The organism is Colwellia maritima, assembly GCF_022669015.1.
GTDB classification, from domain to species: Bacteria; Pseudomonadota; Gammaproteobacteria; order Enterobacterales; family Alteromonadaceae; genus Colwellia; species Colwellia maritima.
On sequence record NZ_JAKKSL010000007.1, the window covers coordinates 207,131 to 230,444 of the forward strand.

The following is a 23,314-nucleotide window of genomic DNA, read 5'->3' on the forward strand; positions in this document are numbered from 1 at the left end:
AAATTATCTCTTCCAGATTTTACTAGTCATGGTGATTTTTGAAGCTAAATCAATTTGAATTTGCCTAGTACCGATTAAATACCATAACGTTGGTAACAGTGCTGCTTGGTTCCATTCATCATTGTAAATTGATGCTAAAATCGCTTTAGGTGAAGTAGTGCCTAACTCTAAAATTTTATCGTCTAAGATCATCATATCATTTTCGTTAGCAGCACCTTGTCGAACAAACGGCAACAAGAACTTCACTGACTCTAGGTATGTAGATCTGATTTCAGTTTCAGTTATTAATTTAAACTTCCAGTTATTTTCTTTGCAGAAGCGAATGGCGGCTTTAAATTTCGGCTTCAATACACTCCAATTTTTATTAATATCGTCTCGATACTTAACTTCAAAGAGTGTTGTAAATTTCTTACCTTTACCGTAATAAACTAATACATCCGGAGTGTATGAACGAGGCTTACCTAATTCATTCATCCATTCCAGTTTAATTGGCTGAACTTCAAAGCGTTCAACATTTCTGTCAAATTCTAAGAGCATTAAAAAATCGCGTTCTAAGGTTGACTCAAACATAGCTTGGCCATCCGCTTTTGAATGCGCGGCAATGCCCGTTACATTGCTATAATTTTTGGGGATCTTTCTGATAGGCATAATAAACTTACTTATATGGACTATCTGGTGAACCAATCTCTAATCCTACAGGACCACCTAGTTCACCTTGTAGTTTCCTTTTTCGGCACCAGGCGATCGCTATTTTATCGAAGGTTTCAGCCGGAATAGCAACGGTAAGCTGTTCACTAGACTCAGTTTTTGCAATGCTAAATTCTTCAGGATTATTCGATTGAATAACGGCGGGGTTGTTGTTGTCATCATCAAACGTTATTTCTTGATAACAGCCTATATCAGGATTATCTTGTTCGTAAATCCACTCTTTTGTGCTCATGACGTATCCCTATAAATAAAATCAACATTCAATCCAGTGCATTTTATTGATGTAATTGGTTATAAAATTTAATAATCACTTTATGTCAGTAGCCTAAAGTGATGTAAAAATGAATGTAAATATTAATTATAGTACAACAGAACGTTGTAATTCACAGTTGAACGCCTTATAGGTGAAGGGATCAAGGCTGAATACATTAATGATGATGCCTTGGGACGTTGTCTAGACCAACTGTATGAAGCAGGCGTGTCAGGTATTTATCAAACGTTATCCGCGAGTGTTGTTAAACACCTAAAACTCCTTTGCGAAGGCGTTAATTTAGACTCAACCAACATTCATGTTGATGGCAATTATGAGCATGACATCGACAGTAAAGCCGTTAAGTTGGTGCGAGGGTACAGTCGTGACCATCGCCCGGAATTGAATCAAGTTGTGCTTAACCTGATCACTGAAAACAAGGCAGGTATCCCCGTTTACATGCAGGCCGCCAGTGGTAACATTAACGACAATGAAGGTTTCAAAAATATTGTTAAACACCATATTAGCAGTTTGAAAGCGGCTCAAGATAGCCAATACTTTATTGCCGATGCCCTCTTTATACAGCAGAAACCATTCAATCCCTTGACGAACAAAAACAGTTATTTATTTCTCGTGCCCCACAAAAATTAAAGCAAGTAAAAGAAGCCATAGCCCAGAAAAACACGTTAGATTTTAAATCGCTTGATAATGGCTACAGCGCCGCATGGCTCGAATCTGACTATGGCGAAGTAAAACAACGTTGGCTATTAATAGAGAGCGAACAAGCGAAAAGACGTGAGCAACATACCCTAGATAAACGTATGGAAAAAGAGTCTGATGCAGCCCTGAAATCGTTCAAAAAGCTGAGTCGCCAACGTTTTTCTTGCTCTCTAGATGCAGAGAAAGCATTAAAGTTATGGTTAAAATCACATCCAGAGCTTGCTATAAGTGATAGTGAAACACTCAAGCTAGCTGTATTCAAGCAAAGTGGCCGCCCTAAGCTAAATCAACAACCTGATAGTTATGAGTACCAAATAACAGGTCAACTGTATTGGTCACTGAAAAATCGAGCACAACGGTTGCAGGAAAAAGGTATGTTTATGTTAGCGACCAATGATGTAAGCGACACCTTAACGATGGGGAAAATGCTTGAGCTATACAAGTCACAACAAAGTGTAGAAAAAGGTTTTCGTTTTCTAAAAAGCCCTGATTTTTTAACCTCATCACTATATTTGAAAAAGCCAGAAAGAATTGAGGCACTACTGATGGTAATGACGTGCTGTTTAATGGTTTACGCAACATTAGAGCATAAAATTAGAAGAGAGTTAAAGGCTCAATCGGTATATTTCCCAAACTTAAAATACAAACCGTGCCAAAATCCAACAGCTCGTTGGGTATTCTTTTACTTTCAAGGTATTGACGTCTTAACAATTAGTGATAAACAGCAGCTAGTACTAAATATTGAGGATAGGCACAAAGTTATTATTGATTGTATGGGCAATATTTATGATAAAATTTATTCCTAAAAGTGGTGCGGAATGTCGGTTCTAAATATGTCAAAATATTTAAAATTGGAATGTCAGCAAGGCTCATTGTGACTACTAGATATAGTGATTTTGGCTCGAATGTTATGACAGTTTACTGCCTCACAGCTGTCGTTAGCATATTTGATGCGCTTATGACTTCAGCTCGTTAAAAGTAGACCTTAACTGTTTACTTTTTGTTGCGATATTTATATCACATAGATGCTAAAACTTGGTGTTGATAAAAATACGATTGATGTTTAAGACTAAATGGAATTAGGCCGTGAGTCTGAGTTGGATGCTTGAGCTGATAATGAAGATTAGTTTTGTTGTTTAAGTGATTTTTCAATGCTAAAGTCTCGCCGATTAATTAATATAAAATTGATTAAATAACAATTTTTCAGGTGCCTCATATAAAAAGTGAGGAGAATAGGGAAATCGGTGAAAGTCCGATACGTGCCCAACGCTGTAATGGTGCTCAACTCGAATAATATATTCATTTATTGTGAATTCAACCACTGGCTTTTCAATAAGCTTCGGGAAGGTATCGAGTCTATAGTGATTTAATTGCTATGAACCAAAGTCAGAAGACCTGCCTGAAAAAGAATAAAGAGCGAAAGGCCGAGCGCTTTTTTATTCATTATCATTAAGGGGAATACCATGGAATCAAAACAACTAGATTCAGAGATCATCCAAAAGAACGAAGCAGCATTTAGTGAACAGGAACGTCATGGCTTTTATAAAACTTTATTTAATCGTCGGGATGTAAGAGGGCAGTTTTTACCGAAACAAATTCCTGATGATGTCCTAAGTCGCATATTATATGCTGCGCATCATGCACCATCGGTAGGCTTCATGCAGCCTTGGAACTTTATGGTGATCCGTTCACCAGAAATCAAACAAAAAGTTCAGCAAGATTTTGCTCTTGCGCACCAAGAAGCTGAATTGATGTTTGAAGAAGAAAAACGTGACACCTATAAGAGCCTAAAGTTAGAAGGTATTTTAGAGTCACCCATCAATATTTGTATTACCTGTGATAGAGAACGTACCGGACCAACGGTGATTGGCCGTACTCATATGAAAGAAATGGATCTTTATAGCTCGGTATGTGCAGTGCAAAATTTTTGGTTAGCAGCAAGAGCTGAAGGACTAGGAGTCGGTTGGGTTTCTATTCTTCACCACCAAACATTACGTGAAACATTAAAATTACCCGCTAATGTAGTACCAATTGCCTACCTTTGCTTAGGTTATGTGAGCAAATTTTTTAAAAAACCAGAGCCGGAAACTGCCAATTGGTTACCAAGAACTCCTTTAGAAGAACTGGTGAGTTTTGACTCTTGGGGGAGTGATGAGCATGGAGATGATCCTCTTATTGCGCAAATTAAAAAAGATAAAAATTTTCCTCGCGCTTTTTAAGGGAAAAGCGGTGGGGTGTTAATGAGGGGGTCGGCTTTTGCCACAGGCTGTGTGAAAACTACTGGATTTTACTAGGCTGCGGGATGGCAACACACTTAATGGTTAAAAAGCACATATTGTTACTAATTCAATCTCCACTTTAGTCGTGGATTGAGTGGTTTATGATGTATTTAACCCCACTACTTTCAATCAAAAAGAGTTTTTACACAGCCTGGCCACAAAGCGGAAGTTAGCATGAGAAGGATAAAAGCTGATTAGGATTAGATTTTGTATCGGTAACCGCCGCATTAAGCGGACTAAAATTGTTGGTTATAATGTGAAGCGAAGCGGAACCTAACCAACTGTTTTAGTTCCGTTTAAATACCTTAAATTTCTAGCATATGGTTTGCACCATTACCTGATCTACCATTATTTAAAGTCACTAAACCAGAACCATCATTGAATGCGTAAAATACTGAATACTTTTGTAAAATTTCTTTTAGCTCTTCTAACTCGCTAGGGATAGTGGGCGCAACTACCCTTATTGATGCTTTTATATAAGCAGGATCTGTTCTGTTTATGGTACAGCAATAAGTAAAGTCGGCTAGTTTATCAATTAGTGGACGAAACCCACCGATTTTTATGTTTCTATTTGCGATCTGTGCTTCAAAAGAAACTACCATTGCCATTTTAGAATAATCAAGATCATTTATGTCAATATCATCAGAGTTTGAATAACTAACTTTATATTGCCCATCTGGAAAGTTATCTGGCGCAGTTTCCATGACATGTGACAAAGCCTGAGGAGTTGGAAACTTAAACTCCATATTTTGAGCTGCCCCTATTAATGCGACAGATGTAAGAACCACACCTGACCGTATTTTTTGCCCACTTTTTAAGTTTATCTTTTGTGGTAAACGTTTTAGTTTGCATGAGATGCTCCAAAATTGAGGGAAATTTAACGCTTTGCTAAGCGGCTATAATAGCGAGGAACGTATATGGACTCCTCTTGCATAGCAAGCCGTTTATAATAAATATCAAATGTATGTAGCAAGTTCACGTATATTCGGTTTCTGATGGGGAGCTACCCCGAACCTTAATGGCTTAATCCACTGACAAAGCTCCTTAACGAGTACAAGGTATTAAATTACCGTCGTTCCTCACAGGTTTTGCTTTGCGTGCGTTGATACACTTTACATTATTATTTTACGATTGCTTATACTCGGTTAACTTGGTTACTTTTTCAAGGTTTATCAAACACTACTGAGCTAAAGGTGTTCGATAATCTTCGCCACTCTTCAAAATAGCCCATGCCATTCTGACGAGCTTATTGGCGTAAGCAACCGCAGTTTTGTTTAAATGATTCTTTGATAATTGCTCTCTTATCCAAAGAACTTAATCCATCTTGCTTATCTTTAATTCTACTAACAACTGAACGTGCTCCATGAACAAGTAAGGAGCGTAAACACCTATCACCTCGTTTCGTTATCCCTAATAACTTATTATTTCCACCTGTTCCTGAATGGGCAGGCACCACACCAACGCTTGCGCCGGCATCACGCCCACATTTATAGGCTGAGCCATCTCCCAATCTTGCGCAAAGTGCACTGGCAATTATCCAAGCAACACCAGGTAACGCTATCAATCGAGTACAAACAGGTACCTCCTTAGCTCGAGAAACTAACCTATTCGTTGCCTCTTCAACCTGACCATCTAGCAACAGAAGCTGGTCTAGTAAATTTCTTAGGATAAATCGGCTTGATGTTGTCAATTAATTCTCGGCATCTTCAAGAAAACAAGGTAAATGTTTACGTATCTTAGCAATACCTTGAGGGATTTTAACACCATATTCGAGACCTAAACCTCTTACTCTGTTCGCTGTTTGAGTACGTTGTTTTACATAACCCTGTCGTAGTTTTAGTAAACTCGCTAGGTCTTTCGGTCAAGGTTTTTTACTTGAACAAAATAAGTCTTAGGTCGCTTTATTGACTCATAGATAGCGAGAGCATCGTTAGCATCATTTTTATTACCTGTGCGGTATTTAGCTGCAATGTGTGCAGGAACAAGCAATACTTTATGACCAAGCTGTTGAAAGCGACGCCCCCAATAATGAGCAGTTCCACAAGCTTCCATACAAATTATTGCTTCTGGGTGTTGGGCGATGAACTGAACCATTTTAGCTTGGCTCATTTTATTATTAGATTTTAGAACGCCATATTTATTAACTCAAGTTTCGGGATTCAAAACGACCAATAAAAACCAAGTAACTTGATGATTTTGAAGAGGTTGATGTCTCATTGTGGTAAAATACTTGTTGTCTAGACAAAATACAAAACAACAAGAGACATCGAATGAATTCTGCCATAAACACTTTGAAATCACCATCATTAACGGCTGATTTTCTGAATCAAGCAAACCTTAATATTGACAATACGTTTAATTCAACATGGAAGAGTCTTGGCTTTAATGCCATGTTACGTCAAGCTAAGTTTTCTAAGCGCTCAGGTACACCTGCCAGTTGTGTTGTCTACCTCTTAATGCTTTGGGTTTGGCTAAAAGTAGACTCGGTTGCCATGTTTTCAAGGGATGCTTTGTTAAGTTTTTCTGCGGCCAAAAAGAATGCATTATATGACCTACTTAACCGAGAAGATTTAGATTGGCGAAAGCTACAGCTATTGACGGCTAAAAAAGTACTCAAGGCTAACAATAAAAATAAACTCAGCGCCTTTGTTGTTGATGACTCAGTAAAAACAAGGCGTGGTAAAAAGATGCCTGGTGTATCGAGTCATTTTGATCATTTAACAGCTCTCTGCGTTATGGGACAGCAAATAGTAACACTAGGTGTTGCCAATGATGAGCTGTTTGTCCCTGTAGACAATGAAATATTTATCAGTAAACGCAAAGAGCAAGCATTGGATAACAAGTTCAATGATGGTCGCAGTATTGCCGCCAAACGGTACCAAAAATCAAAGCTGCAAACTAAGCCAGAAATGGTGTGTGACATGATAGGGCGAGCGATTCGCGGCGGCATTAATGCCGATTATTTTTTAGCAGATGCATGGTTTGCCACCAAACACATGCTTAGAATGACAATAACCCAATCACTTATTGCCATTGTAAGAATGAAAAAGAATAAGATGAAATATCGCTTAAGCGTAGACGGTGTTAGCCACTTACTCTGTGCCACAGAGTTATTCAAGCAGCATGTCAAAGGACAGTGGCAAACACTTCACAATCTACCTTACCAAAGTAAGTCTATTGTTGTTGAGTTAAATCTTACTAGCTCAGATAAAGAGCCCGCCCAATGGGTCAAAGTTAAATTACTGTTTGTACGCTCAGTAAATGAAGCCAAGCAACAAGCAAGCAAACATGACTGGGCGTTATTTTTAACGACAGATAGTCAACTTGAAGATGAAAAAATACTTGAGGTCTATGCACTGAGATGGGGAATTGAAGTATATTTCAAAGAAGCCAAACAAAAACTCGGATTTTTAAAAGAGCAAAGCCGTCATTACAGTGCTTATATTGCATCAATACACCTGACAAGTTTAAGGTTTTGCTTGTTGCTGTTTGCCAAACAAGAAGAAGGAGCGGCACGGCTTAGTGAGGTAAGAAATGATTTTGAAGAAAGTTTGAGTTGCCTGAACTTTGCCAGTAAATTGTGGGGATTATTTAAAGCTCTGATCGGTGCTGTGCATGAGGTCGTCAATTTGACTGCTCAAGATAAATCCAATGTAATGGAGAAAATAGAACAGAGCGTGGTTGATTTTTTTACACAAGTCATGCAAATGGATAGTTTCACCTTACGGCAAGAAGCGATAGAATGAGGAAACGTTCACTTTTACTGGCTAAAAATGAACTCCGAAACTTGAGTTATAATAGAAATAAAATTACCTTTATATTATCAGTATATCAAGTGTTTATTGACTTCTTTTAATGCACTTTTGGAGAAAGCGTGTTTTTATTTCATTTGCTCTGGTGAAAGCGTGCAAAAAAGCATTAGAAAATATATAGCAAAATTTTTATTACTAACGTCCGTTTAGCGCACTGAAAAGCCGTTAGGGTATTTTTATAAATATTGAGTTTCTAAAGTTAAACTCAAAGTTCATGCACTGAACTGCTCTAAGGGCAGTAGCTGCCACTTTGCTGTCCTTAGCTTGAATACAGTGATACTTGTTTTACATTAGATTTAGTATTGAAAGATCACCATAGTCTCTTGTTAGCAGTTTACGGGAAATTCTTAATTACCTTATATGTAATGCTGCTGTTATCAGCTTTAATTACTTCTATAGACGCTCCTTTATAACCGATTAAATTTGATGAAGATAAATCATATTCCACATCATTATTAAATGCAGGTCTTGCGCTATTGTTACTAAACTCCCTATAACCTACATTAATTTTAGGGGTTTGAAGTCCAACGGTAGTAACCAAGTCTACATCGGTTTTAGCTAATTTTTCAGTTAGCTTTTTCCCAATGTATCCTTTATCCGCATAAAGTTTTCCGCTGAGATTTTTACATAATTCTGGTATTGGCGTTCTATCATTAGTGTTGCCAGGTGTAATCTTCAAGGAAATGATTTCACCAACGTGATTAATCAATAAATGTAATTTAAAGCCGTAAGACCAACCTATTGTTCCTTTTCCTCGTTTTGCAACACCATCAAACACTCGGTTACGTGGGATACGAATGTTAGGGCACACTTTAAGGCTTGTAGAGTCGACAAAAGCAATTCCCGTAGGCTTTCCTTTAACGGTTTGAAAGTAAGCACACATAGGAACAAGTAGAACATACATTTTATGTAAGAAACGCGTATAACTCAATAAGTTTGGGAAATATTCTCGCCAATACTTTTGAACTAAACCAATGTAGAAGTTCTTGAAATCTCGATGATTATATTGATGAAAAGCAATTACAATAGTCATGCACTCGCTTGTAGACATCTTTGATTGACGTCTTCGTTTTTTAGTACCGTTAGCGATCAGTTCAGCTTCCCATACAGGTAAAAACTTATAACAAAAATCATCGACATCGCAAAATATATCTATTAACTTATTCATCTGCCCACCTTTATTGCTTTCAAATCGTTTTTAGTCGAAAGATCTGATCGCAAGGTGGGCAATTAGTTCAATCCTTATCCAGTTTTCAGGTTAAGTATGATAAATTGCTTCTATATTTATTTTGACAAAGGTAATATGCCCGAAACGTCAATATTAGTGAAAGATAATGCCAGAAAGTTATGCTAGCCTTGTTTATAGCAACAGAGTACCCGATTGCCTGAAGGATAACGGTATTTCTTCGCCGATTCGAGTTTACCCTGATCGTATTGGTGAAGTTCAGAATGAGCCAGACAGAACTTCATTTTCAGTTACAAATCACAGAAAACTAGGATACTGTGTTGTTGTCAATATTCATTTTCAGGCAGGTCAGCAGATTGCAAAGCTACCTGAGCTAGAAATATTTTCGAATCATGATTTACATACTGTGCAGTCCGGTTCAAACCAAAGATATTTATGATCCGTGGTTTGCGGGTTTAATTTCACACTCATGTAATCCTAATATCTACTTTGAACAGTCTGAGCGTGCTTTTTATGCTATTGCACCCATCTACCCAGGTGATGTTATAACACAGGACTATGAACTGACAGAAGATGTTCTGTTCAGAGAATTCTATTGTTGTTGCGGACATATTGGATGCAGAGGGAAGATCAGAGGAAAGCTGTTTTTAAGTCGATGATTCGAAAATGTGAAATATAGAGATAACACAGGTCTATTTTATCGATATCTTAAATCAAACTCACCGTTTAAATAGCTAATGTTACACTACATTTTTCCTCTGTCTTCTTTGGGCGACTTTTTCGTATGATTTTTCCGTCTTCCATTTCGATCAATTGATCAGCTAAATTGAAATATCGGTCATCGTGGGTGATTACAACAACTGCTTTATCGTCTTTTTTTAGTGGGGTAAAATTAAATTATAAAAAATTGATTTAAATTCGGGATCCTGATCTGCGGCCCATTCATCAAATAGATATAGTGATCTATTGTCCAGACAGGAAACCAGAAGAGCAAGGCGTTTTCTTTGTCCGTCAGATAGAGACAGGGTACTGAATCGATTTTCTGAGATACTAACTTTTTCTGATAAGCCCAAGTTATGTATAAGTGATTCGATTTCACTTAATTCTGTATTTGTCTCTCCTAGCAATCGATTAAATAGGTAGTAGTCTGAGTAAATGGCTGAAATATATTGCCGGGCGGCACCGAGATTTTTATGGTCAATTCGTTCTTCATCAAAAAAAACCTCACCGGTTTGTGCTTGATAGTGTAACGTCAGTAATTTTCCTGTAGTGGATTTTCCTGAACCATTTCCACCTACAATAAAGGTAACATCTCCTTTTTTTATTGAAAAGTTCAGAGGTCCAACTATGAAATTTTTATTATTATCTGACGAATTTAGCTCGGATGGTTTGTACTGAAAGCAAATGTTTTTGAAGTGAATCGAATCCCATGATGGAAGATGTAAGACATTCCCTTCGTCTTCTTCTGGCAAAAGTTGCAGGGATTCATTTATTCTTTTTAGGGATATTTTTGCTATGGCAAGTCGGGGGATGGCATTCATGATTGTGCCTATCGGGCTGCCGATATAAAGTAAAATCATAGTGATGCTAATTAATTCAGTTGTTGTAATCGCACTATAATTAACAAAAATAAATGCAACGCAGCCTATCACAAAGAAGATTATCAACTCACCGTAATTATTTGTCGCAATGTGAATTGTTTTAGCTCTTCTGTCGGCACGAATAACATTGTCTTCACATGCCATCAAGTCTTTGAGCAGAAAATCACTTCTTTTTTTCCAGTCTAGCTTTAGCTCCTTGGCACCATAAATTAATCCATGAATATTCCCATATAGCAAGTCGATTTCATTTCTGGATTTACGCATGAATATATTACCGATATGTGCAGGTAACTGATAGGTTATTGTTCCAATAACGACAGATATAATAACTAACCAAAAGACATCTATGTTAAGGAAGAATAAAAAAGCTAGTGCACCCGATAATGTGACGGAGTTTATCATCAGATCCGGCAGTGCTCTGGCTCCCATACTTATATTTCCTATATCCGTTGATAACATTGCAATAATTCGAGTACTGCCAAAATTTTCTATCCGGAAATGGGGGCACTTAATATCCGATGATAAATATCTGTTCTTATTTTTTTCGCAATATTTAGAGATATCCGCATGAAGATCACTTGTGAGCAGGTACGCATTATTAAGACACACATACATAACAACATAAATGTCGTAGCCATTTTTATGTGTGCAATTTCAATATTCCAAATCATAACCTGGTTACTTGAAACTGTTTCTAAGTTCAACGGATCCGGTGTATAAACCAGTAATATGAGAGGAATTACAAGAGAATAGGCTAAGCCGGCCCCTAATCCAGTTAGTACTGACAAAAAAATGGAGAGGGGTGAGTACTGGCCAAATAGCGAAAATAGTGATGTATACTTCATTTTATCGCTCAGGGTGTAATTGATAATGACTGAGTGTATTTTCTGGTTTGTCTGGCAGACTGTAGTAACTGACGGTATTGAATGGTCGGATCATATCATCGTAATGGCGGCTAAAAATATTTCCCGACTGCCCAGTTGAATTCATGTACAGATGTTGAAAATTGTTCGTCCCGCCCATCATTATTTGACGAAAGCTAGAGCCGAACCTATTGACCGACCCTTCCGATTTTACAAAGATGGATGGAGCGATATTGATACTATGTCCGCCACCGCCGTTAGGTATTTTTCGTGTGAAAATTCTGTCTAACAACCTGACTTGGCTAAAGGGCATGTGTTCGTAGGAAGTATGCTGAGCTGCCTCTAAGCTCCATTGACCAATGTCTTTTCCCAGTAGTTTATCCGACTTGCTTAATGATATTTCAAAAGATCTATTTAAAATATCTGTACAACCTTCACTGTGAGATGTCGTTACATTATCACACCAGTCGGCCTGTGTTTCTCCGTGAAGTATCTTTAATGTTAAAGTATAAGGCATCGTCGGGAGCATTGAACGTAACTGCTCTGTTTGCTTTGCCTGTAGGTAGCTGCGACTGAATTCATCGTCAAATAACATTTTGTTTAACTCGGAAACCCAAACAGCGATAAGCAATGCGGAGACGTTGCCCCGACGCATATATCCGTCCCAGTTCTTTAGATCAGATATGAGAATCTGTTGTCTGGGTGTGCTCGTTTCGACAAGGCTAAGTATATCTTTCAGTGCGTATAAACTGGCATCGTATTGATCAGACTGAATTGTTTTATGAAGTTGCATATCAGTAGTCCCCTGTGTATGCAAAGCAACAGTAAGAAGGGATTTAATTCTTTGTGCTCTGAGTGGTAATGCCCATTCATTTGAAATGTAATACGGATAATCCTTTGGGCCTGGGTCATTATTAGCTGAAATAATCATGCCAGAAGAAGGATTATATTCTTGCGGCATATCTTTTGGAGGGATATATCCTTTCCAATGGTATAGGGGGTCCCATCCGGGACTAGGCATTGCGCCATTGCCTCTCTTACGGACAGGAACCATTCCCGCTCCGATATAGCCGATATTTTTCCTATCGGCGTAAAGCAAATTTAAAACCGGTGATCTTAATTCTGAAGCTGCCGATTTAAACTGATCCCAATCTTTAGCATGTGTTATAGAAAAAAAGGCTTCGTAGGTTGTATCTTTGGGCAGTAAAGCTGTCCATTTAAAGCTTAATGTTGTCTTGAGTGTTTCATCAAAATCACTAATGATTGGTCCATTTTCTGTATAGCGAATATCGATAGATACTGGTTTTAGTGGCTCTCTCAAAATCGCCGGGAATCTAGCTTTCACTTTGATTTTTTTAGTGATGATTTTGATTTTCTTCCATGAACCATCATGGGATAAATATAGATTTGGATTTTGAGGGTTAATCTTTTCAATATACAAATCCTGAATATCAGCCGGCATATTCGTTCCTCCCCAAAGGATATCTGTGTTTCTTCCGAATATAACTAAAGGCAGTCCGACCATACTCATTCCTGAGGCCTGAAATTTTGGCGATGATTGATGAACGACGTACCACAAAGATGGAATTTGTAGACCCAAATGAGGATCATTTGCTAAAATAGGAAAACCTGATCGAGATAGCTTACCTGATATTGCCCGGCTGTTACTGCCGACATTCATGCCTCCATTCTTTAAAATGGATTCATTGAACCACTTTAAAGAAAGAAATGATGGAAATAATTTAGCGATATCCTGGCTTTCTAAATAGGCATTAGAAGAGTCAAAAGATTCAGGATATATGTCATTAAAGTTGGCGTCTGGAAGCATGAGTTTAGTAGCCGCACGGGTCAATTCACTAAACATATTCCCCGATAGATTGAGGGCAAACATTTTACCCCATGCTAGAGAATCAATAGGAGTCCAGGGATCAGGCGTAATTGACAACGCTGCAAACTCTATAGGTAATTGTTTCTGACTAGATAACCATGCATTGATTCCTGCACTGTAAGCTGTCAATGAAGCTTGTGCATCGTTAGACAGGGCCGTCCATGCACTCTCAGCGGATTTTTCAAGATCTAGTGTTTTCATCCATATATCCTGGCGGAGAAATTCACTTCCGAAGATTTCACTGAGCTGTCCTTTGACGAGCCGACGTTGCATTTCCAGTTGCCACAAACGATCTGAAGCATGGGCGAAACCCATTGCAAAATAAATATCCTGCTCAGACATAGCTTTAATGTAGGCAACACCATGTTCATCACGCTTGATGTCGACATCGCCTAGCAAAGCCGGAAAAGAAAGTGTGGCTTCCATTTGGGGTAAACTGCGAGTCAACTTTAAGTAGAAAGCAGTACTGACAATAACCAGAGGAAGGATAAGAAAGACAATGATTTTGGAGCTGATGGGAAAGCGATGAAATAACTTCATGACGATTGCTGAACCTCTGCATTGCGATCTGAATAAAGATTCATCATAATGGTATTTTACACCAAAGAGAATGCATTATCGTTCATTTTATTGAGTTTTTATTGTAACATGAACAAAAGATCCTTAAAATATTTTCAATACACCTTAACATTCAGAGGCAAATTATAAGGAAGCATAATAAGTTTAATTGTACTTTTATTTATAGATATTTATCAGTTAAGTAGCGCTTGTACGGTTAAATAAACAGGTTTTTGGACCGTTTCATATAATGTTGATAATTTTTTATTAAACATACACTCTCTATTTTTAGTTGGTGGGCTATGAAGAATATAAATGAAAGGATTGCGAAGCTGCCACCAGAAAAAAGAGCGCTTTTTGAACAAAAAATGAAGGCCGGTGGAATCGAATTTGACTTTATGCCTATTCCCCGCTGCGATAACAACGATTCGAATCTCCTGTCTTATGGTCAACAACGTATTTGGTATCAGCAGCAATTGGCTCCGGCAAGTAACTATTACAATGAGCCGACACTGGCGATAAATATTGAAAATGAGTTATCTATTTCAATATTGCGTCAGGCCATCGAATGTATTGTTGAACGACACGAGGTTTTACGAACTGGCTTCCCATCGATTGCCGGCCAACCGATAACCGTTGTAAACCCTGTAGAACCCATACCTTTCAAAGTAAGGGACCTCTCTCATTTGTCAGAGTCGATGCAGGAAGATGTTATTCAGGATATCCTACAAGAAGAAGAGTCCCGTATGTTTGATCTGTCACAAGGAACGTTCCTTTTTACCACCCTGATTCGTCGTTCGCGCCAACAATATTTACTGCCGGTTTCTACTCATCATATTGTTTTTGATGGTCGGGTCGCTAAGGGTTTTCTTGAACGAGTTACAGACGATTTATGTCAATCTTATTCAGAAAGGCACTGCCGGTATGCAACCACTCCTGATTCAATACAGCGATTATACCCAATGGCAACATGCTCGTCTGACGGGTAAATATCTTGAGCGGTTGACGACTTATTGGACGACTACAATCAGGAATACGGAGCCGGCTGACAAAAATGCCAGATTGCCAACTAAATATTCAGGATGCTCTCTTAAATTTTCTTTGAATGTCGAGATGACCGAACGGATACAATTCATGTGCCGGAAAGAAAACTGCACGCTCTTTATGTTGCTTCATGCAGTTTTCAGCCTGTTTATCTATCGTCGCTTCAATATATCCAGTTTTAATATCGGTATTCCCGTTTCAGGAAGGAACCATCCAGATATTGAAGGCTTGATAGGTTTTTTCGTAAACACACTGGTTATTGGGCATTCCATCGATAGTAGTATGAGTTTTCGCTTGTTGCTTGAAGTGGTCCGTCAACGAATTTTGCAAGCCTTCGAACATGATGAACTTCCTTTTGATCTCTTGGTTCGGGCTCTGAAAGTTGAGCGATTACCTGGGGGAAGGCAACCACTGTTTCGTTTTATGCATGTGCATCACAATTATCGTCATGGTCATTATCAGCAGCACCAGAAACCGGCAAGTATCAATAGCTTAGAAATGTCAGGAGATGACAAATTTCCGATAATGAAGCGGATGGATTTACCGAGCACCCAAGCAAAGTTCGAGCTAACTTTTATTAGTGATGATTCATCTACCGAGGAGTTCCTACTGGAATTTAATTATGATAGGAGCCTTTTTCAGCATGATGAAGTAAAGGAAATGAAAGACAGTTTTATGGAAATTTTGCTTCAGGCTCTGGTCTTTCCAGAAAAAACATTAATGATATAATTGTTTTTTAAGTAATAAATTAAGAAACCGTCATTACTATTTCGGGGCGGGCTTATTATCAGGACAGTGTAAAAATGGAGGAAGGATTATGACAAAAGCTTTATTAATGGTTCCACATTTTTGGGATCCTGTTTGTGTTCCTCTTGGTGTCTCTTCATTAAAGGCCTGGGCTGAATTGTATGGCCATACGGTTGATCTGTTTGATTTCAATACTGTTGCTAGTGTATTCGATGCACAACGCCAGTATTTTGAAGAAGGAAAGCGACAATTCCCCGAATGGAACCTGTGGAATATAGAGCGTAATGGCACCGAAATGCTTGCCCAAGATCAGATGGTCTATCTATTCGCCCGGCATCGTAATAACTATCAGGAGCTTGTTGCCGAAGTGGTGAACTTGAGTGGTTTACCCCTTACTGATGTATTGGACCGCCTGAATACGGAGCGTTTTGACCATATCTTCGCCAAACTATACAGTCGTGTCAGAAAAATTGTTGAAATATTGATGACAAAATCGAAGCCGCAAGTGGTCGGGTGCTCTCTGTATAATTCTACTTGGCCTGCTACTCTATTTATTTTGCGGGCTATCAAGGAGATCTCTCCCGAGACGCGAACAGTTGTCGGTGGTCCTGGCCCTTTAATGGGGATTACAGCTGTGAAAACTGAAGTCGTTGATTTTGTAAACGCTAATTATTTTATCGATTATTTCATCATCGGTGAAGGCGAAGCTGCTTTTACACATTTATTGGATAACCCTGATTTACCGTATGGGATCATTGTTTCTAAAGACCTGACGAGTGGGGATAAACCTATAAAAATGGCTGAACTCCCTCTACCAGATTATTCGGGATTGAGTGTTGATAAATATTTGCAATTATCTGTTGCTAGTTCGCGAGGGTGTCCTTTTGAGTGCTCATTCTGCGCAGAAACTATTTTCTGGGACAAATTCAGGCCTGCAGATAGCTCGTTGCTGACAGAACAAATTCTGACTCTAAAAGCAAAATATGGAAGAGATTCGTTTTATTTATGTGACTCGCTTGCCAATCCCATAATCACTGGATTAACAGCGGAGCTCAGCCGTCTTGGAGAAAGTGTTCGACTCGATAGCTATTTGCGTGCTGATAATAGTTGCACTAGCTTCCGGCGGACCCGAAAATGGCGTGAAGGTGGACTGATTCGGGCCAGGTTGGGAATGGAGTCAGCCAGTCAGAGGCTACTCGATCAGATGGTTAAAATGACAAATGTTGATCAGATGGCTGCAAGTCTGCGGTCGCTGTCTGCCGATATTATGACTAGTACTTTATGGATTGTCGGATATCCGAGCGAGACTGACGAAGAATTCGATATGACGCTAAAGTTCATCCATGAAAACCGAAATTATATCTATCAATCGGATGCCTGGTTGTTTCAATATCACCCTGAAGGTCTGGCAGGCTCCGAACAATTCCAACAAAAGAGCAAAAAAAAATATCGTTTTAGTGATGAACTTAATCAGTTATTTGCAGTATCACCTTATCAGTTAGAGCAAGGGCTTTCTTTAGGGGAAAAATTTGACCGTTTGGAAAGATTTGTTAGGGCGATGGAAAATAGTAAAATCCCCAACCCGTATACTATGCATGAGTGGCATTTCGCTAGCAATCGCCGGGAAACTTTACCGAAAGGTAGGAAATGGGCAAGTAAAAATATCGCAAGCTTTAATACTTAACTATTCAGAACTGTGGTCAGCAATAAATCCAAATATTTTCTTGCGTAAGGTTGACTACATTATCAGCGCTCAATTAACTAATTTTTCTGAGGATTTATATGTTCTATCCAGATACTGATCATCTCCCGACTCTTTTGCAGCGTCTTATCTGCCATGCTGAGGAGCGCCCGACTCAAATTGCGTATCGCTTTTTATCGGAAAAAGGAGAAGAAGCAGGACATCTGACATATGCCTCCCTGCTACGTCAGGCGATGGATTCAGCCTGGTTGATTCACCAATTTAGTGAGCCGGGGGATCGGATACTGTTACTGCTGCCCACCGGACGGGATTATATCGTGTCGCTGTGGGCATGTGTTTTTGCCGGAGTTACGGCTGTGCCTTTATATCGTCCGACGGGAAAACGTATGCTTCACCGTTTAAAAAACATTGCAGCAGATACCCGGCCAAGCCTGATTTTATCAGAAGAGAAATGGTCACAGAGTTTGTTTGAATTAAGTCAGCAAAGTCCAAAGAATAGCGTTAGCACGTAGGATTACCACCGAGCAGTTGAAAGCTCACTGCGAAGAACAACAAACTGACAGTCCCCAGAGGGATTATATGGGGCACCTTCCCGAAATATCTACGGATATGCCGGCGATTATTCAATATAGTTCGGGAACAACCGGAGTTGAAAAAGGGGTTGTTTTGACGCATCGGAATATTGCTGTCAATCAGTACCAGATCTTCCAGAACTTTAGAATTTCGCCAAAAGAAAAGATAGTTTCTTGGTTGCCGTTACATCACGACATGGGTCTAATGGGATGTGTTTTTCAGTCTTTGTATGCCGGAGCTACCTGTATTCTGCTCTCTCCGGAAAGCTTCAGTAAGCGACCAAGACTCTGGTTGCAGGTGATTTCTGATTTTCAGGCTTCAATTTCAGGCGCGCCGGATTTTGCCTATCGGTTGTGTCTTTCATTGCAGGCAGCACAAATAGAAAAGCTTGATCTATCAAGCCGGCGAATTGCATTTAATGGTGCGGAACCTGTACGTCACGATACGCTGACCCTATTTTCCCAGTATTTTGCTCCCCAAGGTTTTCAACAGACGGCATTCGCCCCCTGTTATGGATTGGCTGAAGCAACTTTATTGGTCTCAATTGATGTCTCCGAAGGTGGATTTCACACATTACAAGTTGATAGAGCGGCGTTGCAGCAGAATCAGGTCATTATTCGTCGCAATGAAAATATGCATGGGAACAGGGGCGTTTCACCGCAGAATATCGATGATAATAGTTGCTCTGAGCACTACGATATCGGCTATGACGAGGAAATCGCATTTAATGATATTGTAAGTTGCGGAGCGATATGTGAACAACTGGATCTTCAGATAGTAGTACCGGGAACCTTAATATCGTGTAGGGAATTTGAAGTTGGAGAGGTTTTAATTCCGGGAATAATGTGACCGGGGGATATTGGGGAGATAAATACACCGGGCTGAAGAGTATTTCTCATAATAGAGATAATGAAAAGATATACCTCAGAACTGGTGATCTGGGATTTGTTTATCCGGAGAACTGTATATTACCGGGAGGGTGAAAGATCTAATAATCATTCGCGGGCAAAATTACTATCCGGTAGACATAGAGTACACATTAACTCAACAAATTGTTTCGGTTGTGAAAGCGGCTGTCTGGTGCGAGTCTTCGATCACAGATAGAGGGGGTGATGTATCGATACGACCGTGCAGTGACTACGATGCATTGACTGTACTTATAGAATCTCCCCGGAAACACGCTCATACCGATGAGTTGTTTTCACAGGTGAAGCGTGTTATTGGTATGCAGTATGAGCTCAATGTAGCAAGAGTAATTCTTGTCCGCAAAGGAGGGATCCCGATGACAACCCGGTAAAGTTAAACGCCGGCAATGTCGTGAATGGCTTGCTCAGGAGCGCTTTAAAGTTATCGCAGATAGCCGAGATAGTTTATCCGTACTTCTCCCTTCTGAGATAAAGGCAGAGCAGGCCGCATCAATGGACTTTATTGATCAGGCTGTAAATGAGGTGCTGCAACATATACTTGAGACATCTTCGATTGATAGTGAGCAACATTTCTTTGAGATGGGCGGAACATCGCTAAAAGCTTCGATGGTTGCTGCGGCATTGGAAAAAAAACTAGATCAGACCATTCATGCCGAATGGCTCATCAGTAGTGGCTCAATTCAGGATTTTGTTGCAAAAGTCAGACAGCACAGGCAGACATCTTCTTATCAGGCTTTCCGTATAACTGATGTGGCCCAGAGTCACTCTGCTGATGAGGATGCGAAGAAGCGTTATCCGTTATCGCTTGCACAAAAACGAATGTGGGTATTGGAACAGCTTTATCCTGGAAATCCATTCTACATTATGGCGACAGAAACCACACTTAACCAACCGCTACACTATCACAGTTTTCGTCAGGCGGGACAAATATTGCTGCAAAGACACGAAATTTTGAGAGCAAGATTTTACGATGAACCAGATTGCCTGAGCGGCATTGCAAACCAGTCGTTTTCAATCCATGCAGAATTTGATTGTTCGCTAATCAGATTAGATAGTTGTCACCAGGATGTCCAGGCAGAGGCCCTAGAGATGATTGTCAAGTCTAAGGTATTGAAACCTTTTGACTTTTTGCACGAAGAAGCTTTTCGCGCTGTAGTTGTCATGCTTGCAGAAGAGCATTACATGATTTATCTGGTTACTCATCATATGGTGTGTGACGGATATGCTCTAGGACTTATATTTCAGGAACTTAGGTTTTGGTATCAGAAACTTGTTGATACCAAAGTGGAGACGGAAAAATTAGGGGTGACCGAAAATGACTCGCATGACAGCTCTGAACTACTACCTGAAATTGTACCGTCGCCGATTCAGTACCGTAACTATGTTCAGTGGCAACAGCTTGAGATGCAGCGGGAAGAGTTTCTCTCGGAGCATGAAAAGTACTGGCATGCCTGTTATGAGCGACCTCTACCTGAGCCGAACAGCATTGCAGACTTCCCATTATCAGAAAGTGAACGAATTCAGGCAGGGCCATTTTCTCCAGGAAAAGAATTCACCATTATGTTACCCGAACATTTAAGCAAAAGTTTAAGCGTGTTTGCCCGTGAGCGTAAGGTCAGCTTATTCACTCTCATGTTGACTGCCTTGCAAGTGCTTGTTCATCAACGTACTGGGCAGCAGGATTTTGTTATCGGTACGGCTGTTTCCGGTCGGGATCAGGCTGAGTTGTCAGAGCTAATAGGGTGTTTTATCAATTTTCTTCCGTTCCGAAGTAACCTGAGTCCGACAGATACATGGGATGAACTTCTTAATAAAGTCAACGCGACAGTGGGCGATGGTATCAAGCATCAGGCATATCCTTACGAAAAGTTGAACGAATATATCCGGCAGAATAATTATGGTATGTACAGCCAGGGGGAGGTTTGCCTGTTTATCGAGTCGGGCTGTGGTTTCATGATTATTTAATCCGACCACTGTTCCGTGATAGTCAGTCGAGACTTATTTCGACTGACTCGGCGAGCCTGGATTTAAGAGTCATCGTAATTGATAGCGGAAAAGGCATAGATCTGACATTCGAATATATTCCTAGTATGTTTAAAAAACATACAGTGGAAACTTTATCTGCAACATATATTGAATTGCTGAGAAAACTCATTCATCAGCCGTATCAACCTTTTAATGAGTCTGCACAAGATAATTTGACTCCTAGCGTTGCAGATAAACAGCCGGCCGGGAGGACGATACATCTTTTTTCCGGCTTTAATGCAACACCTATAGGTAAAATATTACCCTATATTTTTAGTCAAATACGGCCGGATGTAGGGGTAAAATTACATCCTTCTCCATTTTTGTTTGATCAGATTTTGAATCATCGCCATTCATTGGTTCAGAAAACCGGAGATATCAACGTTTTCCTGTTTAGGCCAGAAGATTGGCTTGATGGACAACAGGTTAAGGAGTTGGATGTATCTACCCTAATTGAACAGTCGGAAGTAATGACGGGACAATTTATCTCTGCATTGACTGCGTTTGCCGAAACGGTTCCAACACCAGTTTATGTCGGTCTAGGCCAACCAGTCATTCCGTCACTGGTACAGCATGTCCAGTGGCAGCGATACATCCGTAGGGTTCGGACACAACTGATGAATAACTCTGGCTTGAATCTCCTTCCGCTTCATGTAGTCAAGGAGGAGAACATTGCCGATGAAATAGATTACGCAGAAGCGTCTGATGAGACCGGGTTACCGTTATTTCCTTATGTGAACAGACACTATGCTGATATCAGTAAAGTGATCGCCCGAAACATTTATACAGTGTTTAAATCGTCGCGTAAAGTCATTGTAGTTGATTGCGACAATACATTATGGGATGGCAATTGTGCTGAAGATGGGTGGGAGAATATCCAAATCACCCCGGACAGAGTACGGATACAAACGTTTCTCCTCGAGATGAAACAGCGTGGTTATTTGCTAGCCATTTGCAGCCATAACTTGTTCGATGATGTCAAACGAGTGTTTGAACGTCGTCATGAGATGCGACTGTCTTGCCGGAATGATTTTGTTTCAACCCGGATTGACTGGCAGCCAAAATCATCAGGTCTGCTTTCTCTGGCAGACGAATTAAATTTGGGAATAGATACTTTTATTTTGATTGACGACTCTCCGGTGAATTGTGCCCTGGTCCGAGAGCGGTGCCAGGAAGTATTTGTTCTCGAATTGCCGGAAGAAGGGCATCAGGCAGCAGATTTACTACTTGGCTCCTGGGAGTTTGATAACGCAGACAGGCTTGGAGAAAATGACTCTCGTCGAACGCAGCAATATCGTGAAAATAGGAAGCGGGTCACACTAAAAGATCAGACTGCAACATTAGATGATTTTTTGAACAGGATAGAGCAATGTATTGACATTTCTGAGGTCGATGATCTGCATCGTCCGCATCAGCTCACTTTGCGAGTGAATCAGTTTAATGCAAGTTATCAACGGTTTTCGATCAGTCAGTTACAGGCGATGGCTGCATCTCCTCATTATATCTTGAAAAAAGTCAGTGTTTCTGATCGGTTTGGAGATTTGGGCGAAGTTGGTTTCTGGCTTGCCAAGAAACAAGAAAGGCAACTTATTATCGAATCCTTTTTGCTGAGTTGCCGGGCTTTGGGAAGAGCGGTTGAAGTCGCTATCTTTGGAAGATTTACTGGAGATCGCCACGGTACGAGGTGTAGAAACATTGACATTGCGACTGGCCGTGAAAGCGCGAAATGAACCGACCAGAACATTCGCAGCATCCTATTTCGGATTGAATGAAACTATGGTTTCTGCCTCACAGGGTGAAGGTGAACCACTAATCGAGCTCACTCGGACGCTCAGACAGATTCGTACAAGTTTGACCAAAGCAGCACTCGCCGAGCCCGCAACCGAATCATATGGACAGAATCAGCGAACAGACCACGCACATATATATAATTCACATACGTCTCCGATAGGACTAGGACCAATTAAAGCACCAGAGGTTTTGCCACAACTGACTGAAGCTACACAGTTATTTACCGCCAGATACCGATCTTCCCACGAGCTTGTTGAAGATGTTTTCGGGCAGGCTGCAACACTTCCTGATTCGGGACGGGCGACATACGTTCCACCTCAGACGGAAGTTGAAAAAATGCTCGCTGATATCTGGCAGGATGCTCTGGGATGTGAGTCTCCCGGCGTTCAGGATAATTTTTTTGCAGCAGGGTATAACTCTTTGGAAGCAACCCAAGTTATCGCCCTGATCAGAAAACAGACCTGTATTGTCATTAATCTGGCTGATCTTTTGGAATATCCTACTATATCTATACTTGCGCAACATATTGAGAAAAAATTAGAACAGTGGGCTGCCGGTGCTTCACACCGGCAGCTGCTCGAACAGGCAGCTTTATTGAGCGACGATGATCTTGAAACCCTTTTACGTTAGGATGGCTAATT

18 protein-coding genes, 2 pseudogenes and 1 riboswitch are annotated in these 23,314 nt (G+C 40.1%); of the genes and pseudogenes, 12 read left to right on the forward strand and 8 right to left on the reverse strand.

All coding sequences use genetic code 11. The annotated features are described in order from the left end of the window. Positions 1–3: 3 nt before the first annotated feature. Together L3081_RS25270 and L3081_RS25275 are read right to left on the reverse strand one after the other, a co-directional pair. The gene (locus L3081_RS25270; protein ID WP_242289372.1) at positions 4–648 is read right to left on the reverse strand and encodes a TnsA endonuclease N-terminal domain-containing protein; all 645 of its coding nucleotides are present in this window, start codon (positions 646–648) and stop codon (positions 4–6) included. A gap of 7 nt (positions 649–655) precedes the next feature. After that, entirely contained in the window at positions 656–940 is a 285-nt protein-coding gene (locus L3081_RS25275; protein ID WP_242289373.1) for a hypothetical protein, read from the reverse strand. A 156-nt stretch (positions 941–1,096) separates the two neighbouring features. Here L3081_RS25275 and L3081_RS25280 point away from each other — a divergent pair. Together L3081_RS25280 and bluB are read left to right on the forward strand one after the other, a co-directional pair. Continuing rightward, positions 1,097–2,484: pseudogene (locus L3081_RS25280) on the forward strand (IS1634 family transposase); the annotation flags it as partial. Positions 2,485–2,866: 382 nt separating this feature from the next. After that, positions 2,867–3,095, forward strand: a riboswitch (cobalamin riboswitch). A 46-nt stretch (positions 3,096–3,141) separates the two neighbouring features. Continuing rightward, positions 3,142–3,897, forward strand: coding sequence for a 5,6-dimethylbenzimidazole synthase (gene bluB, locus L3081_RS25285; protein WP_242289376.1), 756 nt, complete (start codon positions 3,142–3,144; stop codon positions 3,895–3,897). Positions 3,898–4,262: 365 nt separating this feature from the next. Here the strand turns inward: bluB and L3081_RS25290 are convergent, their stop codons facing one another. The 3 genes from L3081_RS25290 to L3081_RS25300 form a co-directional block, all read right to left on the reverse strand. Then, positions 4,263–4,703, reverse strand: coding sequence for a hypothetical protein (locus L3081_RS25290; RefSeq protein ID WP_242289379.1), 441 nt, complete (start codon positions 4,701–4,703; stop codon positions 4,263–4,265). Between the two features lie 500 nt (positions 4,704–5,203). Next, positions 5,204–5,596 (reverse strand): transposase, encoded by a 393-nt coding sequence (locus tag L3081_RS25295; RefSeq protein WP_242289383.1) that lies wholly within the window; start codon positions 5,594–5,596, stop codon positions 5,204–5,206. A 209-nt stretch (positions 5,597–5,805) separates the two neighbouring features. After that, complete coding sequence (locus tag L3081_RS25300; RefSeq protein ID WP_242289386.1) at positions 5,806–6,066, reverse strand: hypothetical protein; 261 nt, start codon at positions 6,064–6,066, stop codon at positions 5,806–5,808. Positions 6,067–6,227: 161 nt separating this feature from the next. Between L3081_RS25300 and L3081_RS25305 the strand changes: the two genes are divergently transcribed. Beyond that, positions 6,228–7,703, forward strand: a complete 1,476-nt coding sequence (locus tag L3081_RS25305; RefSeq protein ID WP_242289389.1) for an IS4 family transposase — start codon at positions 6,228–6,230, stop codon at positions 7,701–7,703. A gap of 595 nt (positions 7,704–8,298) precedes the next feature. Here the strand turns inward: L3081_RS25305 and L3081_RS25310 are convergent. After that, positions 8,299–8,937, reverse strand: a pseudogene (locus L3081_RS25310) (IS982 family transposase); the annotation flags it as partial. Between the two features lie 166 nt (positions 8,938–9,103). Here L3081_RS25310 and L3081_RS25315 point away from each other — a divergent pair. Further along, a complete protein-coding gene (locus tag L3081_RS25315) occupies positions 9,104–9,394 on the forward strand; it encodes a hypothetical protein (protein WP_242289394.1) in 291 nt (96 codons plus the stop codon). Between the two features lie 439 nt (positions 9,395–9,833). Here the strand turns inward: L3081_RS25315 and L3081_RS25320 are convergent, their stop codons facing one another. Both L3081_RS25320 and L3081_RS25325 read right to left on the reverse strand, forming a co-directional pair. Then, the gene (locus L3081_RS25320; RefSeq protein ID WP_274620756.1) at positions 9,834–11,171 is read right to left on the reverse strand and encodes a cyclic peptide export ABC transporter; all 1,338 of its coding nucleotides are present in this window, start codon (positions 11,169–11,171) and stop codon (positions 9,834–9,836) included. Between the two features lie 231 nt (positions 11,172–11,402). Further along, on the reverse strand, positions 11,403–13,847 hold the full coding sequence (locus L3081_RS25325; protein WP_242289399.1) for a penicillin acylase family protein: 2,445 nt from the start codon (positions 13,845–13,847) through the stop codon (positions 11,403–11,405). A gap of 386 nt (positions 13,848–14,233) precedes the next feature. On the opposite strand from L3081_RS25325, the gene L3081_RS27615 reads away from it, so the two are divergent. From L3081_RS27615 to L3081_RS25355, 8 genes are all read left to right on the forward strand, one after another. After that, complete coding sequence (locus tag L3081_RS27615; protein WP_274620757.1) at positions 14,234–14,854, forward strand: condensation domain-containing protein; 621 nt, start codon at positions 14,234–14,236, stop codon at positions 14,852–14,854. Then, positions 14,736–15,638: a condensation domain-containing protein gene (locus L3081_RS25330; protein WP_274620758.1), complete on the forward strand. Its 903-nt coding sequence runs from the start codon at positions 14,736–14,738 to the stop codon at positions 15,636–15,638. Before L3081_RS27615 ends, L3081_RS25330 begins: the two co-directional genes overlap by 119 nt. 88 nt (positions 15,639–15,726) lie before the next feature. After that, positions 15,727–17,340 (forward strand): B12-binding domain-containing radical SAM protein, encoded by a 1,614-nt coding sequence (locus L3081_RS25335; protein ID WP_242289401.1) that lies wholly within the window; start codon positions 15,727–15,729, stop codon positions 17,338–17,340. Positions 17,341–17,438: 98 nt separating this feature from the next. Next, a complete protein-coding gene (locus tag L3081_RS27620) occupies positions 17,439–17,870 on the forward strand; it encodes an AMP-binding protein (protein ID WP_274620759.1) in 432 nt (143 codons plus the stop codon). A 16-nt stretch (positions 17,871–17,886) separates the two neighbouring features. Then, complete coding sequence (locus L3081_RS25340) at positions 17,887–18,780, forward strand: AMP-binding protein (protein WP_274620760.1); 894 nt, start codon at positions 17,887–17,889, stop codon at positions 18,778–18,780. Positions 18,781–19,349: 569 nt separating this feature from the next. After that, positions 19,350–20,822 carry a condensation domain-containing protein gene (locus L3081_RS25345; protein ID WP_242289403.1) on the forward strand — a complete coding sequence of 491 codons (1,473 nt, stop codon included), beginning with the start codon at positions 19,350–19,352 and terminating at the stop codon, positions 20,820–20,822. After that, the gene (locus L3081_RS25350) at positions 20,780–22,612 is read left to right on the forward strand and encodes an HAD-IIIC family phosphatase (protein ID WP_242289404.1); all 1,833 of its coding nucleotides are present in this window, start codon (positions 20,780–20,782) and stop codon (positions 22,610–22,612) included. The genes L3081_RS25345 and L3081_RS25350 overlap by 43 nt, the downstream gene beginning before the upstream one ends. After that, positions 22,533–23,303: a phosphopantetheine-binding protein gene (locus L3081_RS25355; RefSeq protein ID WP_242289406.1), complete on the forward strand. Its 771-nt coding sequence runs from the start codon at positions 22,533–22,535 to the stop codon at positions 23,301–23,303. The genes L3081_RS25350 and L3081_RS25355 overlap by 80 nt, the downstream gene beginning before the upstream one ends. The last annotated feature ends 11 nt before the right edge of the window (positions 23,304–23,314 follow it).

What these genes read in the sequence shown, in the direction of transcription:
- L3081_RS25315 (WP_242289394.1), top strand. Translation starts at nt 9,104, where the DNA reads ATGCCAGAAAGTTATGCTAGCCTTGTTTATAGCAACAGAGTACCCGAT.
- L3081_RS25300 (WP_242289386.1), bottom strand. Translation starts at nt 6,066, where the DNA reads ATGAGCCAAGCTAAAATGGTTCAGTTCATCGCCCAACACCCAGAAGCA.
- L3081_RS25345 (WP_242289403.1), top strand. Translation starts at nt 19,350, where the DNA reads ATGGACTTTATTGATCAGGCTGTAAATGAGGTGCTGCAACATATACTT.
- bluB (WP_242289376.1), top strand. Translation starts at nt 3,142, where the DNA reads ATGGAATCAAAACAACTAGATTCAGAGATCATCCAAAAGAACGAAGCA.
- L3081_RS25290 (WP_242289379.1), bottom strand. Translation starts at nt 4,703, where the DNA reads ATGGAGTTTAAGTTTCCAACTCCTCAGGCTTTGTCACATGTCATGGAA.
- L3081_RS25305 (WP_242289389.1), top strand. Translation starts at nt 6,228, where the DNA reads ATGAATTCTGCCATAAACACTTTGAAATCACCATCATTAACGGCTGAT.
- L3081_RS25275 (WP_242289373.1), bottom strand. Translation starts at nt 940, where the DNA reads ATGAGCACAAAAGAGTGGATTTACGAACAAGATAATCCTGATATAGGC.
- L3081_RS25325 (WP_242289399.1), bottom strand. Translation starts at nt 13,847, where the DNA reads ATGAAGTTATTTCATCGCTTTCCCATCAGCTCCAAAATCATTGTCTTT.
- L3081_RS25335 (WP_242289401.1), top strand. Translation starts at nt 15,727, where the DNA reads ATGACAAAAGCTTTATTAATGGTTCCACATTTTTGGGATCCTGTTTGT.
- L3081_RS25320 (WP_274620756.1), bottom strand. Translation starts at nt 11,171, where the DNA reads ATGTATGTGTGTCTTAATAATGCGTACCTGCTCACAAGTGATCTTCAT.
- L3081_RS27615 (WP_274620757.1), top strand. Translation starts at nt 14,234, where the DNA reads ATGAAGGCCGGTGGAATCGAATTTGACTTTATGCCTATTCCCCGCTGC.
- L3081_RS25270 (WP_242289372.1), bottom strand. Translation starts at nt 648, where the DNA reads ATGCCTATCAGAAAGATCCCCAAAAATTATAGCAATGTAACGGGCATT.
- L3081_RS27620 (WP_274620759.1), top strand. Translation starts at nt 17,439, where the DNA reads ATGTTCTATCCAGATACTGATCATCTCCCGACTCTTTTGCAGCGTCTT.